The organism is Trichlorobacter sp. (assembly GCF_034008105.1).
Classification (GTDB): domain Bacteria; phylum Desulfobacterota; class Desulfuromonadia; order Geobacterales; family Pseudopelobacteraceae; genus Trichlorobacter.
Genome location: NZ_JAVEPN010000005.1, coordinates 69,979 through 85,179 on the forward strand (window position 1 = coordinate 69,979; position 15,201 = coordinate 85,179).

The following is a 15,201-nucleotide window of genomic DNA, read 5'->3' on the forward strand; positions in this document are numbered from 1 at the left end:
GGGACGTTACGTATGAGCCAGAAGTGGTACGGGGTGCATACCTACTCCGGATATGAAAATAAAGTCCGCCTGAATCTGCTTGAGCGCATCAAAAACGAGGGCGTTGAAGAGTATTTTGGCGAGATTCTGATCCCTTCAGAAACGGTTGTCGAGCTGAAGAAGGGTGAGAAGAAAACCTCCTCGCGTAAATTTTTCCCAGGCTACATTCTGGTGAAGATGGAGCTGAACGACGAGACGTGGCACATTGTGAAGGAAACTTCCAAGGTGACCGGTTTTGTTGGTGGCAATACCCCGTTCCCGATTGCGGATGAAGAGATCAACAAGATTTCCCGCCGGATGGAAGAGGGGGCAGAAAAGCCTCGCCCCAAGATTGAGTTTGAGGTTGGTGAGACCGTGCGTGTGGTTGATGGTCCCTTCCTGAACTTTACCGGAGTGGTGGAGGATGTGAAGCCGGATAAAGGCAAGCTGCGGGTTACGGTGACCATTTTCGGTCGTGCAACCCCGGTTGAGCTGGAGTTCATGCAAGTAGAAAAGTGTTGATTCATGCCGTCCCAGCGGGACGGTGATTGTCTAAAGGAGTGTTATCATGGCGAAGAAGATCACCGGCTACATAAAGCTGCAAATTCCGGCAGGTAAGGCTAACCCCTCGCCGCCGATCGGTCCGGCTCTTGGTCAGCACGGCGTTAATATCATGGAATTCTGCAAGGCCTTTAACGCCAAGACCCAGGCAGATGAAGGTACCATCACCCCGGTGGTCATCACGGTCTATGCCGACCGTTCCTTCTCCTTTATCACCAAGACTCCGCCTGTTCCGGTGCTGATCAAGAAGGCGATCAATCTCGACAAGGGTTCCAGCGTTCCAAACAAGAATAAGGTTGGCAAGCTGACCAAGTCCCAGGTTGAGGAGATTGCCAAAAAGAAGATGCCCGATCTGAACGCTGCCTCGGTTGAGGCTGCCATGCGGACCGTTGAGGGTACCGCTCGTTCCATGGGTATTGATATTGTCGAGTAGTTTTACGCTATAGCAGATTCAGAGTTCAGCAGGAGAAAGTGAACCATGTCAAAGAGTGCCAAAAAGCATAGTGCTGCCATGCAGCAAATTGACCGTACCAAGGTGTATCCTCTCAAGGCTGCGGTTGATGTCGTCAAGGATGCGGCCTATGCCAAATTCGACGAGACTGTTGACGTTGCCGTCAAGTTGGGTGTTGACCCCCGTCATGCCGACCAGATGGTGCGTGGTGCCGTCGTGCTGCCGAACGGCCTGGGCAAAAATGTTCGCGTGCTGGTCTTTGCCAAGGGCGAGAAGGAGAAAGAGGCTCAGGAGGCCGGCGCCGATTATGTCGGTGGTGACGACCTGGTAGCCAAGATCCAGGAAGGCTGGTTCGACTTCGATACCGCCATCGCTACCCCGGATATGATGGGTGTGGTCGGCAAGATCGGTAAGTTGCTCGGTCCCCGTGGTCTGATGCCGAACCCGAAGGTCGGCACCGTCACCTTCGAAGTAGGTAAGGCGGTTAAGGAATCCAAGGCCGGCAAGGTGGAGTTCCGGGTTGAGAAGGCTGGTATCGTCCACGCTCCGGTCGGTAAGGTTTCTTTTGATGCCGACAAGTTGCAGGGCAATATCCTGGCCATCGTTGAGGCTCTGGTCAAGGCCAAGCCGTCTGCTGCCAAGGGAACCTACATCAAGAAGATCTCCCTGTCATCCACGATGGGTCCTGGCATCAACCTGGACATCAGCGACGTCACGTCGCAGTTTTAACATACAGTTTTTGCCAAAGTCACAGACAGCAGGTGCCATTCAGGCATAAAGTAGCTAGCACTGCCTGCCGAGACTTGGGTTTCGCACGGAATTATATCCGGCGCTTCCTGACTTTGGCCGGGGACTAACCCCAGATACCAAAAGAAAGGAGGACGACGCTTGAACAAGGAAAATAAGCAACAACAAGTCGCGCAGATGCATGACAAGCTGAAGCAGGCCAAGGCTGTTTTCTTGGCAGACTTCCGCGGCATGACGGTGGGGAAGGCTACTACCCTGCGTAATGAGCTCCGTGCTGCATCGGTTGAGTACAAGGTATTCAAGAATACCCTGTTCGACCTGGCAGCTCAGGACACTGACATGACCTGTCTGGCCCCTTACCTGGCCGGGCCTACAGCAGTGGCTATTTCGTATGACGATCCAGTCGGTGCTGCCAAGGTACTCTCCAAGTTTGCCAAGGATCCCCAAGGCGCTTTTGTGCTCAAGGCTGGAGTGCTTTCAGGCAAACTGCTCGACGTAGCTCAGATTCAAGCCTTGGCCGATCTGCCCTCGCGAGAGGTTCTTCTCGCCAAGATGCTGGGCTCCATGCAGGCTCCTGCCACCAACTTTGTTGGCGTACTGGCTGCACTGCCTGGTTCGCTGGTGCGGGTGCTGGATGCCATCAGGGTGCAAAAGGCTGGCAACTAATCGCACACGACTGTGTGCCTGTTTGTAGTAGTACGTAACCACATACTAAGAATTACTTTCATTCGGAGGATATCATGGCTGAGATTACCAAAGCTGATGTAGTTGCATTTATTGAGAAGATGACTGTTCTGGATCTGGCTGAGCTGGTGAAAGAGCTGGAAGAGAAGTTCGGCGTTTCCGCTGCTGCTCCGGTTGCCGTTGCTGCAGCCCCTGCTGCAGGCGGCGCTGCTGAGGCCGCAGAAGAGAAGACCGAGTTTGACGTCATTCTGAAGAGCGGTGGCGCCAACAAGATCAACGTGATTAAGGTTGTTCGTGCCCTGACCAGCCTGGGTCTGAAAGAAGCCAAGGACCTGGTTGACGGCGCTCCTAACCCGGTCAAGACCGGTGTATCCAAGGCTGAAGCTGAAGAAGCCCAGAAGCAACTGGTTGAAGCTGGCGCAGAAGTAGAAATCAAATAGTAGCGCAGTCCAATACCTGCAGGAAGCCAAGGTCGCCTCAGCGCGGCCTTGGCTTGTCCTGTTTTCGTTGTTGCTTATTTAGGGCTGAGCGCCGAATAAATCAGTTATATTAGCTGGTTGACGGTGGCTGGTCGTTCTTTTGATACTCGCCGAAGGAGAAGGTATGGCCTACTCGATTGCCAATAACCATCTGCTGCGCAAAAATTTTGCCAAGATCAAGAATATCATCGATATTCCTAACCTGATTGATATCCAGAAACATTCCTACCGGCGTTTCCTCCAAGCTGAGGTTGCCCCTGAAGATCGTGCCGCGATCGGTCTTGAGGCCGTCTTCAAGAGCGTCTTCCCGATCAAGGATTTCAGTGAGACCGCTTCGCTTGAATATGTCTCCTATACCCTCAGCAAGCCAAAGTATGACGTTGAGGAGTGTCACCAGCGTGGTATGACCTTTGCCGCTCCGATGAAGGTCAAGGTCCGTCTGGTGATCTGGGACTCAGGTAAAGAGTCTGGTGTGCGCGGCATCAAGGATATCAAGGAGCAGGAGGTTTACTTCGGCGAGATTCCTCTGATGACTGAGAACGGTACCTTTATCATCAACGGTACCGAGCGGGTCATCGTCAGCCAGCTGCACCGCTCACCAGGTGTCTTTTTTGACCACGACAAGGGCAAGACCCACTCCAGCGGCAAGGTACTCTACTCAGCCCGCGTGATCCCGTATCGCGGTTCCTGGCTCGATTTTGAGTTCGACCACAAGGATATCCTGTTTGTCAGGATCGACCGTCGACGCAAGATGCCGGCCACGGTGCTGCTCAAGGCATTGGGGTACTCGGTCGAGCAGCTGCTGAACTATTATTACCGCAGTGAAGAGATCTTCATCAGCGACGGTGACCTGCGTAAAAACATCGATCCTGAATTGCTGACTCTGCAAAAAGCTCCAGTGGATGTGGTTGACCAAAAGGGCGAAGTGATCGTCAAGGCCAATCGCAAATTCACCAAGGCCTCCATTAAGAAGCTGCAGGATCACGGCATCAGCACGGTGCCAACCACCTTTGAACAGATCGTTGGCCGCTATGCCTCTGCCGATATCGTTGACCCCACCACCGGCGAGATCCTGCTGGAATGTAACCAGGAGCTGACTGCCGACAAGTACGACGAGTTACGGGTCAAGGGCGTGGTCAGCTTCCGTCTGCTGTATATAGACGGCTTGAATGTCACCTCTTCGTTCCGCGATACGTTGCTGGCCGATAAAGTTAACAGCACCGACGAGGCGCTGATCGAGATCTATCGTCGTCTGCGTCCGGGTGATCCGCCGACACTCAAGAGTTCACTGGCCCTGTTTGATAACCTGTTTTTCAATCCTGAGCGCTATGACCTTTCAGCAGTGGGGCGTCTCAAGCTGAACTACAAGCTGGGCCTGAAGGTCTGGACTGATTGTATGGTGCTGAACGCACCGACCATGATTGCACCGACCGATTTGTTGCAGGCAGAAACCTTTGTGGAGCGTCTTCTGAAAGGCAAAACTGCCCTTGAAGTAGCGCTGCAGGGGCGGTTGACGTCTGATCTGGTGAAGGCGCTCAAGAAGCTCGATCTTTCGCAACCGGTGCCGGAACGACTCAAAGAGCAACTGTGTGATGAATTAAACACTGCAGTTGCCGATGCCGAGTTCTTTCAACGCGAACTTTGTGCGGGGGTTGAGCTGACCGCTGCAACCCAGCGCCTGATAGAGCAGCTCGATCAAGGTGTTTTCGATGAGAACCGTCGCCGCATTGAAGCACTGCGTCGCAATCGGCTGGTGCTGGAAGACGCCTTCGAGGGCGAAGTTCAACGTTGCAATCGTAACGATATCCTCGAGATCGTGCGTTACCTGATTGAACTCAAAAACGGCCATGGCGCCATCGACGATATTGACCACCTGGGCAATCGTCGCGTTCGTGCTGTGGGCGAGTTGCTGGAAAACCAGTACCGGATCGGTCTGGTGCGGATGGAGCGGGCCATCAAGGAGCGTATGTCGCTGCAAGAGGTCGAAAACCTGATGCCCCATGACCTGATTAACTCCAAGCCGGTTTCAGCGGTGGTTAAGGAGTTCTTTGGATCATCCCAGCTTTCCCAGTTCATGGATCAGACCAACCCTCTCTCCGAGGTGACCCACAAGCGGCGTCTGTCGGCCCTGGGACCAGGTGGTCTGACCCGGGAGCGTGCCGGCTTTGAGGTGCGGGACGTACACCCGACCCACTACGGGCGCGTCTGTCCGATTGAAACTCCTGAAGGTCCCAACATCGGCCTGATTGCCTCGCTTTCCACCTACGCCCGTATTAACGAACATGGCTTTGTGGAAACCCCCTACCGCGTGGTGCGCGAAGGGGTGGTGACTAACGAGGTCAAGTTCTTCTCCGCTCTGGAAGAGGAAGGCCACGCCATTGCCCAGGCCAACGCCGAGGTGGATAAGGATGGCCGGCTGATCAACGATTACGTTTCTGCACGGAAGAGCGGCGAATTTGTGCTGGTGCAGCGTGACGAGATTGAGCTGATGGACGTGGCGCCGATGCAGCTCGTTTCAGTGGCGGCTGCCTTGATTCCGTTCCTGGAGAACGACGACGCCAACCGGGCCTTGATGGGTTCCAACATGCAACGTCAGGCAGTGCCCCTGTTGCGCGCCGATTCGCCGTTGGTCGGTACCGGCATGGAGCGGATCGTGGCTCGCGACTCCGGTGTATCGGTGATTGCCCGTCATAATGGTGTGGTTGATGCCGTCGATGCTGGCCGGATCGTAGTCAAGATCGATGAAGAGGAACATGACGAGACCGGCACCGGGGTGGATATCTATAACCTGGTCAAGTTCTCCCGTTCAAACCAGAACACCTGTATCAACCAGAAACCGGTGGTCAAGGTGGGCGACAAGGTCAAGCGCGGCGACGTAATCGCCGACGGTCCCTCCACTGATATGGGTGAACTGGCCCTGGGCCAGAATATCGTGGTGGCCTTCATGCCGTGGGGCGGTTACAACTTCGAAGACTCGATCCTGGTTTCGGAGCGGATGGTTAAGGACGACCGCTACACCTCGATCCACATCGAAGAGTTTGAGTGTGTCTCCCGCGATACCAAGCTGGGCAAGGAAGAGATCACCGCCGACATCCCTAACCTGGGCGATGAGGCGCTGAAGGACCTGGACGAGTCCGGTATTATCCGGATCGGTGCCGAGGTCAAGCCGGGCGATATTCTGGTGGGCAAGATCACCCCTAAAGGTGAGACCCAGCTTTCACCTGAAGAGAAGCTGCTGCGGGCCATCTTTGGCGAAAAGGCCGGCGATGTGCGTGACACCTCGCTTACCGTGCCTCCTGGCGTGGAAGGCACCGTGATCGGCGCCAAGGTATTCTCCCGCAAAGGTAACGATAAGGACGCCCGTACCGAGTTGATCGAGAAGGCTGAAGAGGAAAAGCTTCGAAAGGATGAGCAGGACGAGATTCGCATTATTCGCGAATCGGCCAAGGGCAAGATCAAACGCCTGCTGGTGGGTAAACTTGCCGAAGCCAAGGTGGAGGACAGCAAAGGGGTGACGGTGCTTGCCAAGGGCAAGAAGATCACTGAGGAACTGCTTGACTCACTGCCGATGGATCGCTGGGCTACCATCTCCGTTGCCGAAGGCGAGGAGAAGGTGGCTGAGGTGCTCAAGAAGCTGGCCGAGCAGGTGGAGTTGATCCGGGCCGTCTTCGACGACAAGATCCAGAAGTTGCGTCGTGGCGACGATCTGCCGCCGGGCGTGATCAAGATGGTCAAGGTCTATGTCGCCATCAAGCGTAAGCTGATGGTGGGTGACAAGATGGCCGGCCGTCACGGTAACAAGGGTGTCGTCTCCCGAATCCTGCCGGAAGAGGATATGCCCTACATGGAGGACGGCCGTCCGGTGGAGATCGTGTTGAATCCGCTGGGTGTTCCTTCTCGTATGAACGTGGGCCAGATTCTGGAGACCCACCTGGGTTGGGCTGCCAAGGGGATCGGCTGGAAGATTCAGCAGATGCTTGATGAACAGACCTCCGAGGATAACCTGAAAAAGCTGATCCGGAGTGCTTACGATAGCAAGGAGTTTAATGCGCTGCTGGATAAGATGGATCGTGATCAGCTGTTGCTGGTTGCCCGTCGTCTGTCCCGCGGTGTGCCGATGGCCTCGCCGGTCTTCGAAGGTGCTGGTGAGGAGAAAATCAAGGAACTGTTGACCACGGCCGGCTTTGCCACCAATGGTCAGGTAACTCTGTACGACGGGCGCACCGGCGAGCGGTTCAAGCACAATGTCACCGTAGGCGTGATGTACATGCTCAAGCTGCACCACCTGGTCGATGATAAGATCCACGCCCGTTCCATCGGTCCGTACTCCCTGGTTACCCAGCAGCCGCTGGGTGGTAAGGCACAGTTCGGTGGTCAGCGTCTGGGTGAGATGGAGGTCTGGGCCATGGAGGCCTACGGCGCTTCTTACGCGCTGCAGGAATTCCTGACGGTCAAGTCGGACGACGTCTCTGGCCGTACCCGGATGTACGAGGCGATCGTCAAGGGCAAGCATACCCTGGAGCCGGGCCTGCCCGAATCCTTCAACGTCCTGATCAAGGAACTCCAGTCACTCTGTCTGGATGTGGAGCTGCTTGAGGGCGAAGAGTAGGGGATCAGCCCCACTGTACCGGGCTAGGTTTGTAGCCCCTTTGATATACGAGACGATTCTACTGGAGGAAAGACCGTGGAAGATTATTTCACTGGCAGCTTCTTCGATAAACCGAAAGATCCCCTGCATTTTTCCGCAATCCGGATCTCCATCTCCTCACCGGAGAAGATCCGCGAGCGTTCCTATGGCGAGGTAAAGAAGCCGGAGACTATTAACTACCGGACCTTCAAGCCAGAGCGTGACGGTTTGTTCTGCGCCAAGATCTTTGGTCCCACCAAGGATTATGAGTGCAACTGCGGTAAATATAAACGAATGAAGCACCGCGGCATCGTCTGCGAAAAGTGCGGCGTTGAGGTAATCCCCTCCAAGGTCCGCCGTGAGCGGCTCGGTCATATCGATCTGGCCACCCCTGTCGCTCACATCTGGTTCCTCAAGTCGTTGCCGTCCCGGATCGGTAACCTGCTGGATATCTCGCTGAAAGACCTGGAGCGGGTGCTGTACTTCGAGGCCTTTGTGGTTACCTCTCCCGGCCTGACCCCGCTCAAGTTCTGCGAGGTCATGTCGGAGGACAAGTTCCTTAAGGCCAAGGAAGAGTACGGCATTGACGCCTTTGAAGGCGGTATGGGGGCCGAGGCGATTCGTGAATGTCTGCGGGCGTTGGAGCTGGACGAGCTGGCGGTGCAGCTGCGTCAGGAGATGACCGAGTCCACCAGCGAGGCCAAACGCAAGAAGGTTGCCAAGCGTCTCAAGGTGGTGGAGGCCTTCAAACAGTCCGGCAACCGCCCGGAGTGGATGATCCTTGAGTGTATTCCGGTGCTGCCGCCGGAACTGCGCCCACTGGTGCCGTTGGATGGCGGTCGTTTCGCCACCTCTGATCTGAACGACCTCTACCGTCGGGTGATCAACCGTAACAACCGTTTGAAGCGGCTGTGCGACCTGCAGGCCCCTGAGGTGATTATCCGTAACGAGAAGCGGATGCTACAGGAGGCGGTGGACGCCCTGTTCGATAACGGTCGTCGCGGTCGCGCCATTGCCGGCCCCAACAAGCGGCCGCTCAAATCGCTGTCCGACATGCTCAAAGGCAAGTCGGGCCGTTTCCGTCAGAACCTGCTCGGTAAGCGGGTCGACTATTCCGGCCGTTCGGTTATCGTTGTCGGTCCTGAGCTGCGCCTGCACCAGTGCGGCCTGCCCAAAAAGATGGCCCTGGAACTGTTCAAGCCGTTCATCTACAACAAGCTTGAGGAGCGCGGCTACGTTACCACTATCAAGAGCGCCAAGAAGATGGTGGAGAAGGAACGTCCCGAGGTGTGGGACGTGCTGGAAGAGGTGATCAAGGAACACCCGGTGATGCTGAACCGCGCACCGACCCTGCACCGTCTTGGTATTCAGGCCTTTGAACCGGTGTTGATCGAGGGCAAGGCGATTCAGCTCCACCCGCTGGTTTGTACCGCCTTCAACGCCGACTTCGACGGTGACCAGATGGCTGTTCACCTGCCGCTGTCGGTTGAGAGCCAGGTTGAAACCCGCGTACTTATGATGTCCACCAACAACATCCTGTCTCCTGCCCACGGCAAGCCGATTATTGTGCCGTCCCAGGATATGGTGTTGGGTACCTACTATATGACCCGCGACCGGATCGGCGCTAAGGGAGAAGGCCACGTCTTCGCCTCCCCGGAGGAGGTCCGTATCGCCTTTGACCACGGTGAAGTCGATATGCAGGCCCGGATCAAGGTGCGTGTCAAGGATATACCCGCCGATGCCGACTGTCCGACCTTGCTGACCGAAACCACGGTCGGCCGCGTGATCCTGCGCGAGGTGCTGCCGTCGCAGGTGCCGTTCAGCACCATAAACAAGGTGATGAACAAGAAGGAGCTCTCCAACCTGATCGACGTCTGTTATCGTCTGGCAGGCAACAAGGAGACCGTCATCCTGGCTGACCGCCTGAAGGAAACCGGTTTCCGCTACGCCAACCTGGCCGGTATCTCGATCTGCATCGACGACATGGTCATCCCGGAAGGGAAACCGGCCATCATCGAGAGGGCCAACGAAGAGGTGCAGGAGATCCAGAATCAGTATACCGAAGGTCTGATCACCGACGGTGAGCGTTACAACAAGGTGATCGACATCTGGGCCAAGGCAACAGAAGAGATCGCCAAGGAGATGCTGGGTAACCTCTCCAAGGAGATTGTGGTGGATCGTGATGGCAAGGAGCAGGAAATCCCCTCCTTCAACGCCATCCACATGATGGCTGACTCCGGTGCCCGGGGCTCCGCCCAGCAGATTCGTCAGCTGGCCGGTATGCGGGGCCTGATGGCCAAGCCGTCAGGCGAGATTATCGAGACGCCGATCACCGCCAACTTCCGCGAAGGTCTGACCGTGTTGCAGTACTTCATCTCGACCCACGGTGCCCGGAAAGGTCTGGCCGATACCGCGCTCAAGACCGCCAACTCCGGTTATCTGACCCGTCGTCTGGTGGATGTGGCCCAGGATGCGATCATCACTGAGGACGATTGCGGTACGCTGGACGGACTGATTGTCTCTTCGCTGACCGAAGGCGGCGAGGTGATCGAGCAGATCGGCGACCGGATCCTCGGCCGGGTGGCCCTGGATGATATCCTTGATCCGGTGACCGGTGATGTGCTGGTGGAAGCCAACCAGGATATCGATGAAACCCTGGTTAAGAAGATCGAGGATGCCGGCCTGGAGAAGATCAAGATCCGTTCCGTGTTGACCTGCCAGAGCCGTCGCGGTATCTGCGCTAAGTGTTACGGTCGTGACCTGGCCCGTGGTCATATCGTCAATATGGGCGAGGCGGTTGGTGTTATCGCGGCCCAGTCGATCGGTGAGCCGGGCACCCAGCTGACCATGCGTACCTTCCACATCGGTGGTACTGCTTCCCGGGCTGCTGAGCAGACCTCGTTGGAGGCTCGCTATGAAGGTAAGCTGAAGTTCATTAACCTGAATACCGTTGTCAACGCCGAAGGGTTCCATATTGTCATGAACCGTAACGGCGAGATCGCCGTGGTGGACGAAACCGGTCGTGAGCGTGAACGCTACGGTGTGGTCTACGGCGCCAAGCTGAAGATCGCGCCTGAGGGGGCGGTCAAGGCCGGTGATGTACTGGCCGAATGGGACCCCTACACCATGCCGATCCTGACCGAGGTTGCCGGTCGCGTGAAGTTCGGCGACATCCTCGAAGGCGTGACCATGGAGGAAAAGCTGGACGAAGTTACCGGCCTTTCCCGCAAAGAGGTCGTCGAGACCAAGGATTCCGACAAGCGTCCCCGTATCGCCATCAAAGATGGCGCCGAAGGTGGTGGAACCATCGGCCGTTACTTCCTGCCGGTGGGGGCCCTGATCAACGTAATGGAAGACACCATGGTCAGCGCCGGTGACGTTATCGCCAAGATCCCGCGCGAAACCACCAAGACCAAGGATATCACCGGCGGTCTGCCACGGGTTGCCGAGCTGTTTGAGGCTCGCAAGCCGAAGGATTTTGCCGTGATCACCGAGATCGACGGCCGCGTCAACTTTGGTAAGGACTCCAAAGGCAAACGTAAGGTAATCGTGACCCCGGAAATGGGCGAGCCGAAAGAGTACCTGATTCCGAAGGGCAAGCACATCAGCGTTCACGAGGGAGATTACGTCAAGGCCGGCGAACCGCTGATGGATGGCTCCTCCAACCCCCATGACATCCTGCGGGTGTTGGGCGTCAAGGAGCTGGCCAAGTATCTGGTGGACGAGGTGCAGGAAGTCTACCGTCTGCAGGGCGTGAAGATTAACGACAAGCATATTGAGGTTATTGTGCGCCAGATGCTGCGCCGTGTTCGGATCAAGGAGGTTGGCGACACCAACCTGCTGATCGACGACCAGGTTGAGCGCTGGGTCTTTGAAGAAGAGAACGAGAAGGCCTTTGCCGCAGACAAGCGGCCAGCTATTGCAGAGCCTCTGCTGCTGGGTATCACCAAGGCCTCGCTCTCAACGGAGTCGTTCATCTCGGCGGCCTCCTTCCAAGAGACCACCAAGGTGCTGACCCAGGCCGCCATTGAGGGTAAGATTGACTTCCTGCGCGGACTTAAGGAAAACGTGATTATGGGCCGTCTGATTCCAGCCGGCACCGGTCTGGCACGGTATCGTCATCTGCGGCTGCAACTTGATGAGCCTGAACTTCAGTCTGAAGGGGTTGTAGATGAACCGCAGCAGCGTGATGATGAGCAACATGATGAGCAAGAAGCTGCGTAATCTCTAGCCATGCATCTGATTTTCTGTGGGAGGGGCGTACCCCCTCCCACAGAAAAATGCTCGCCTGCGAAAAAGTTGTTGACAAGCTGCAGGCTAACATCTATCTTCAGCGTCTCTTTGCAAGACCGATGACGTAATGTGCCGCGTGCACTCAAAGCAGTAAGAAGTCTGTGGATGGAGCTGTCGGTATTGATTCCGGCCCTACACCTATTCCATCCCCCACCAGGAAGCGACGTCATCAGGTCGACCCGTAGTAGGACATAGGCAGTATAAGGGGTTTGGCAGCAGGCGCCTTTAGTTGCGCTGCTGTGCAAATTATTGTTGTCTGTTAAAAATGTGTTGACAAGTCTTGTCGGGCTTTGTTAGGTTCGCAATTCGCGTCTTTTGGCGCCGAGGATTTTTTAAGTCGGGAGATAGGTACTGGTATGCCAACGATCAATCAGCTGATCCGCCTGGGGAGAGAGAAGAAGAAGTCAAAGTCGGACTCCCCTGCCTTGAAAAGTTGCCCCCAGAAGCGCGGGGTCTGTACCAGGGTGTACACCACGACCCCTAAGAAGCCGAACTCCGCGTTGCGTAAGGTGGCTCGTGTGCGCCTGACCAATGGTATCGAGGTGAGTTCTTATATCCCTGGTGTTGGTCACAACCTGCAGGAGCACTCGGTGGTGCTGATTCGTGGCGGCCGGGTAAAGGACTTGCCGGGTGTTCGTTATCATATCGTGCGGGGAACCCTGGATTCGGTGGGTGTTAAGGACCGTAAGCAGGCTCGTTCCAAGTACGGCGCCAAGCGGCCCAAGTAACTATAAAGATATTCAGTCAAGCGAGAGAGGTAGCTTATGCCGAGGAGACGTGAAGTCCCCAAGCGGGTCATCCTGCCGGATCCCAAATATAATGACAAGACCGTTGCCAAACTGATCAACATCTTGATGGTCGGTGGTAAGAAGAGTGTGGCCGAGTCTATTCTGTATCGTGCCCTTGATATTGTTGCCGACAAGACGGGCGAAGAGGCGGTCAAGGCGCTCAAGAAGTGTCTTGATAACATCAAGCCTACTCTTGAGGTGAAGTCGCGCCGGGTGGGTGGTTCTACCTATCAGGTTCCGGTTGAGGTGCGTGCCGATCGACGTGTGTCGCTGGCCATGCGCTGGCTGATCAAGTATTCAGTTGCCCGTTCAGAGAAGACCATGACTGAAAAGATGGCTGGCGAGATTCTGGATGCCTTCAATAATCGTGGTGCTGCCGTGAAGAAGCGGGAAGACACCCACAAGATGGCCGAGGCCAACCGCGCCTTTGCCCACTACCGCTGGTAAGCGTCATTACGCTGGAGGATTAGTTCGTGTCTCGTCTGTCACCGCTTGATAAATATCGTAATATCGGCATTATGGCCCATATCGATGCCGGTAAGACCACTACCACAGAGCGTATTCTGTACTACACCGGTGTTTCTCATAAAATCGGTGAAGTGCATGAAGGTACCGCTACCATGGACTGGATGGAGCAGGAGCAGGAGCGTGGCATTACCATCACCTCTGCTGCCACTACCTGTTCGTGGAATGATCACCGTATCAACATCATTGATACTCCGGGCCACGTGGACTTCACCATCGAGGTAGAGCGTTCGCTGCGTGTGCTGGATGGTGCTGTAGCGGTGTTCTGTTCGGTCGGTGGCGTCGAGCCCCAATCCGAGACCGTGTGGCGTCAAGCCGATAAGTATTGTGTTCCGCGTATCGCCTTTATCAACAAGATGGATCGCGTTGGCGCCGATTTTTTCCGTGGCGTCCAGATGATCAAGGACCGCCTCAAGGCTAACCCGGTTCCGATTCAGATTCCGGTTGGCAAAGAGGAGCACTTTAAGGGTGTCGTTGATCTGGTTACCATGAAGGCCATCATCTGGGATGAGGATACATTGGGTGCCTCCTACCGTGAGGAAGAATTGGCTGGTGACTTGCTGGATGAAGCTCAGGAGTGGCGCGACAAGCTGATCGAAGAGATATCCAGTCACGATGACGCTTTGATGGAGAAGTATCTGGCCGGCGAGGCGCTGACTGAGGCCGAGATCAAGGCCGCCATCCGTACCAGCACTATCAATATCTCTATTATACCGGTTGTGTGCGGTTCTTCATTCAAGAATAAGGGTGTACAGAACCTGTTGAATGCTGTGGTTGATTATATGCCGTCTCCGCTTGATATCCCCGCTATCAAGGGTGTGGATGAAAGCGGTGAAGAGGTTGAGCGTAAGGCCGACGACAGTGAGCCGTTCTCTGCCCTGGGCTTCAAGATCATGACCGACCCCTTTGTTGGTCAGCTGACCTTCATTCGTGTCTATTCTGGTGTGCTTCAGTCCGGCTCCTATGTCTATAACGCCACCAAGGGTAAGAAGGAGCGGATCGGCCGCCTGCTGAAGATGCACGCCAACAAGCGTGAAGAGATCAAGGAAGTCTACGCTGGCGATATCGCCGCTGCGGTTGGCCTCAAGTATACGACGACTGGTGATACGTTGTGTGATGAGGGTAAGGCGGTTATTCTCGAGTCGATCGAGTTCCCTGAGCCGGTTATCTCCATCGCCATCGAGCCTAAAACCAAGGCAGACCAGGAGAAGCTGGGTATGTCGCTGCAGAAGCTGGCCAGCGAAGACCCGTCTTTCCGCACCTTCACCAACGAAGAGACCGCTCAGACCATCATTGCCGGCATGGGCGAGTTGCACCTGGAGATCATCGTTGACCGTCTGATGCGTGAGTTCAAGGTTGAGGCCAACGTGGGCAAGCCCCAGGTTGCCTACCGCGAGACCATCAGCAAGAAGGTCAAGGTTGAAGGCAAGTTCGTGCGTCAATCAGGTGGTCGTGGTCAATATGGTCACGTCTGGCTGGAGCTTGAGCCGCAAGAGCCGGGCAAGGGCTATGAGTTTGTTGATGCCATCAAGGGCGGCGTTGTCCCCCGTGAATATATTCCTGCCGTTGACAAGGGTATTCAGGAAGCCCTCGATAATGGTGTGATGGCTGGGTTCCCGGTGGTTGATGTCAAGGTTACTCTGATCGACGGTTCGTATCACGAGGTTGACTCCTCGGAGATGGCCTTTAAGATCGCCGGTTCCATGGGCTTCAAGGAAGGCTGTCAGAAGGCTGCGCCGATCCTGCTTGAGCCGATCATGTCGGTTGAGGTGGTGGTTCCGGAAGAGTACATGGGCGATGTGATTGGCGATCTGAACTCCCGCCGCGGTCGGATCATGGGGATGGATTCCCGTGCCGGCGCCCAGGTGGTTAGTGCCATGGTGCCACTGGCCAACATGTTCGGTTATGCCACCGACCTGCGTTCCGCTACCCAGGGGCGCGCAAACTATACGATGACCTTCGATCACTATGAGCCGGTTCCTAAGTCGGTGTCTGAAGAGATCGTAGCTAAAGTTAAAGGCTAACAAT

At 55.7% G+C, this 15,201-nt stretch carries 10 protein-coding genes; all 10 read left to right on the top strand.

Annotation, left to right across the window (positions count from 1 at the left end; genetic code table 11):
• Positions 1–12: 12 nt before the first annotated feature.
• The 10 genes from nusG (at position 13) to fusA (ending at position 15,197) form a co-directional block, all read left to right on the top strand.
• Entirely contained in the window at positions 13–540 is a 528-nt protein-coding gene (gene nusG / locus RBQ93_RS04345; protein WP_320370795.1) for a transcription termination/antitermination protein NusG, read from the top strand.
• Positions 541–586: 46 nt separating this feature from the next.
• Positions 587–1,012, top strand: coding sequence for a 50S ribosomal protein L11 (rplK, locus tag RBQ93_RS04350; RefSeq protein WP_320370796.1), 426 nt, complete (start codon positions 587–589; stop codon positions 1,010–1,012).
• Between the two features lie 45 nt (positions 1,013–1,057).
• A complete protein-coding gene (rplA, locus tag RBQ93_RS04355) occupies positions 1,058–1,759 on the top strand; it encodes a 50S ribosomal protein L1 (protein WP_320370798.1) in 702 nt (233 codons plus the stop codon).
• Between the two features lie 159 nt (positions 1,760–1,918).
• Positions 1,919–2,443, top strand: coding sequence for a 50S ribosomal protein L10 (gene rplJ / locus RBQ93_RS04360; protein ID WP_320370799.1), 525 nt, complete (start codon positions 1,919–1,921; stop codon positions 2,441–2,443).
• Positions 2,444–2,517: 74 nt separating this feature from the next.
• A complete protein-coding gene (gene rplL, locus RBQ93_RS04365) occupies positions 2,518–2,901 on the top strand; it encodes a 50S ribosomal protein L7/L12 (protein WP_320370800.1) in 384 nt (127 codons plus the stop codon).
• Positions 2,902–3,064: 163 nt separating this feature from the next.
• Positions 3,065–7,549, top strand: coding sequence for a DNA-directed RNA polymerase subunit beta (rpoB, locus tag RBQ93_RS04370; RefSeq protein ID WP_320370801.1), 4,485 nt, complete (start codon positions 3,065–3,067; stop codon positions 7,547–7,549).
• A gap of 75 nt (positions 7,550–7,624) precedes the next feature.
• Complete coding sequence (rpoC, locus tag RBQ93_RS04375; RefSeq protein WP_320370802.1) at positions 7,625–11,791, top strand: DNA-directed RNA polymerase subunit beta'; 4,167 nt, start codon at positions 7,625–7,627, stop codon at positions 11,789–11,791.
• 425 nt (positions 11,792–12,216) lie between these two features.
• Positions 12,217–12,588 carry a 30S ribosomal protein S12 gene (rpsL, locus tag RBQ93_RS04380; protein WP_320370803.1) on the top strand — a complete coding sequence of 124 codons (372 nt, stop codon included), beginning with the start codon at positions 12,217–12,219 and terminating at the stop codon, positions 12,586–12,588.
• 36 nt (positions 12,589–12,624) lie between these two features.
• On the top strand, positions 12,625–13,095 hold the full coding sequence (gene rpsG, locus RBQ93_RS04385; RefSeq protein WP_320370804.1) for a 30S ribosomal protein S7: 471 nt from the start codon (positions 12,625–12,627) through the stop codon (positions 13,093–13,095).
• A gap of 26 nt (positions 13,096–13,121) precedes the next feature.
• A complete protein-coding gene (fusA, locus tag RBQ93_RS04390) occupies positions 13,122–15,197 on the top strand; it encodes an elongation factor G (RefSeq protein WP_320370805.1) in 2,076 nt (691 codons plus the stop codon).
• Positions 15,198–15,201: the final 4 nt, after the last annotated feature.

What these genes read in the sequence shown, in the direction of transcription:
- rplL (WP_320370800.1), top strand. Translation starts at nt 2,518, where the DNA reads ATGGCTGAGATTACCAAAGCTGATGTAGTTGCATTTATTGAGAAGATG.
- rpsL (WP_320370803.1), top strand. Translation starts at nt 12,217, where the DNA reads ATGCCAACGATCAATCAGCTGATCCGCCTGGGGAGAGAGAAGAAGAAG.
- rplK (WP_320370796.1), top strand. Translation starts at nt 587, where the DNA reads ATGGCGAAGAAGATCACCGGCTACATAAAGCTGCAAATTCCGGCAGGT.
- rpoB (WP_320370801.1), top strand. Translation starts at nt 3,065, where the DNA reads ATGGCCTACTCGATTGCCAATAACCATCTGCTGCGCAAAAATTTTGCC.
- rplA (WP_320370798.1), top strand. Translation starts at nt 1,058, where the DNA reads ATGTCAAAGAGTGCCAAAAAGCATAGTGCTGCCATGCAGCAAATTGAC.
- rpsG (WP_320370804.1), top strand. Translation starts at nt 12,625, where the DNA reads ATGCCGAGGAGACGTGAAGTCCCCAAGCGGGTCATCCTGCCGGATCCC.
- nusG (WP_320370795.1), top strand. Translation starts at nt 13, where the DNA reads ATGAGCCAGAAGTGGTACGGGGTGCATACCTACTCCGGATATGAAAAT.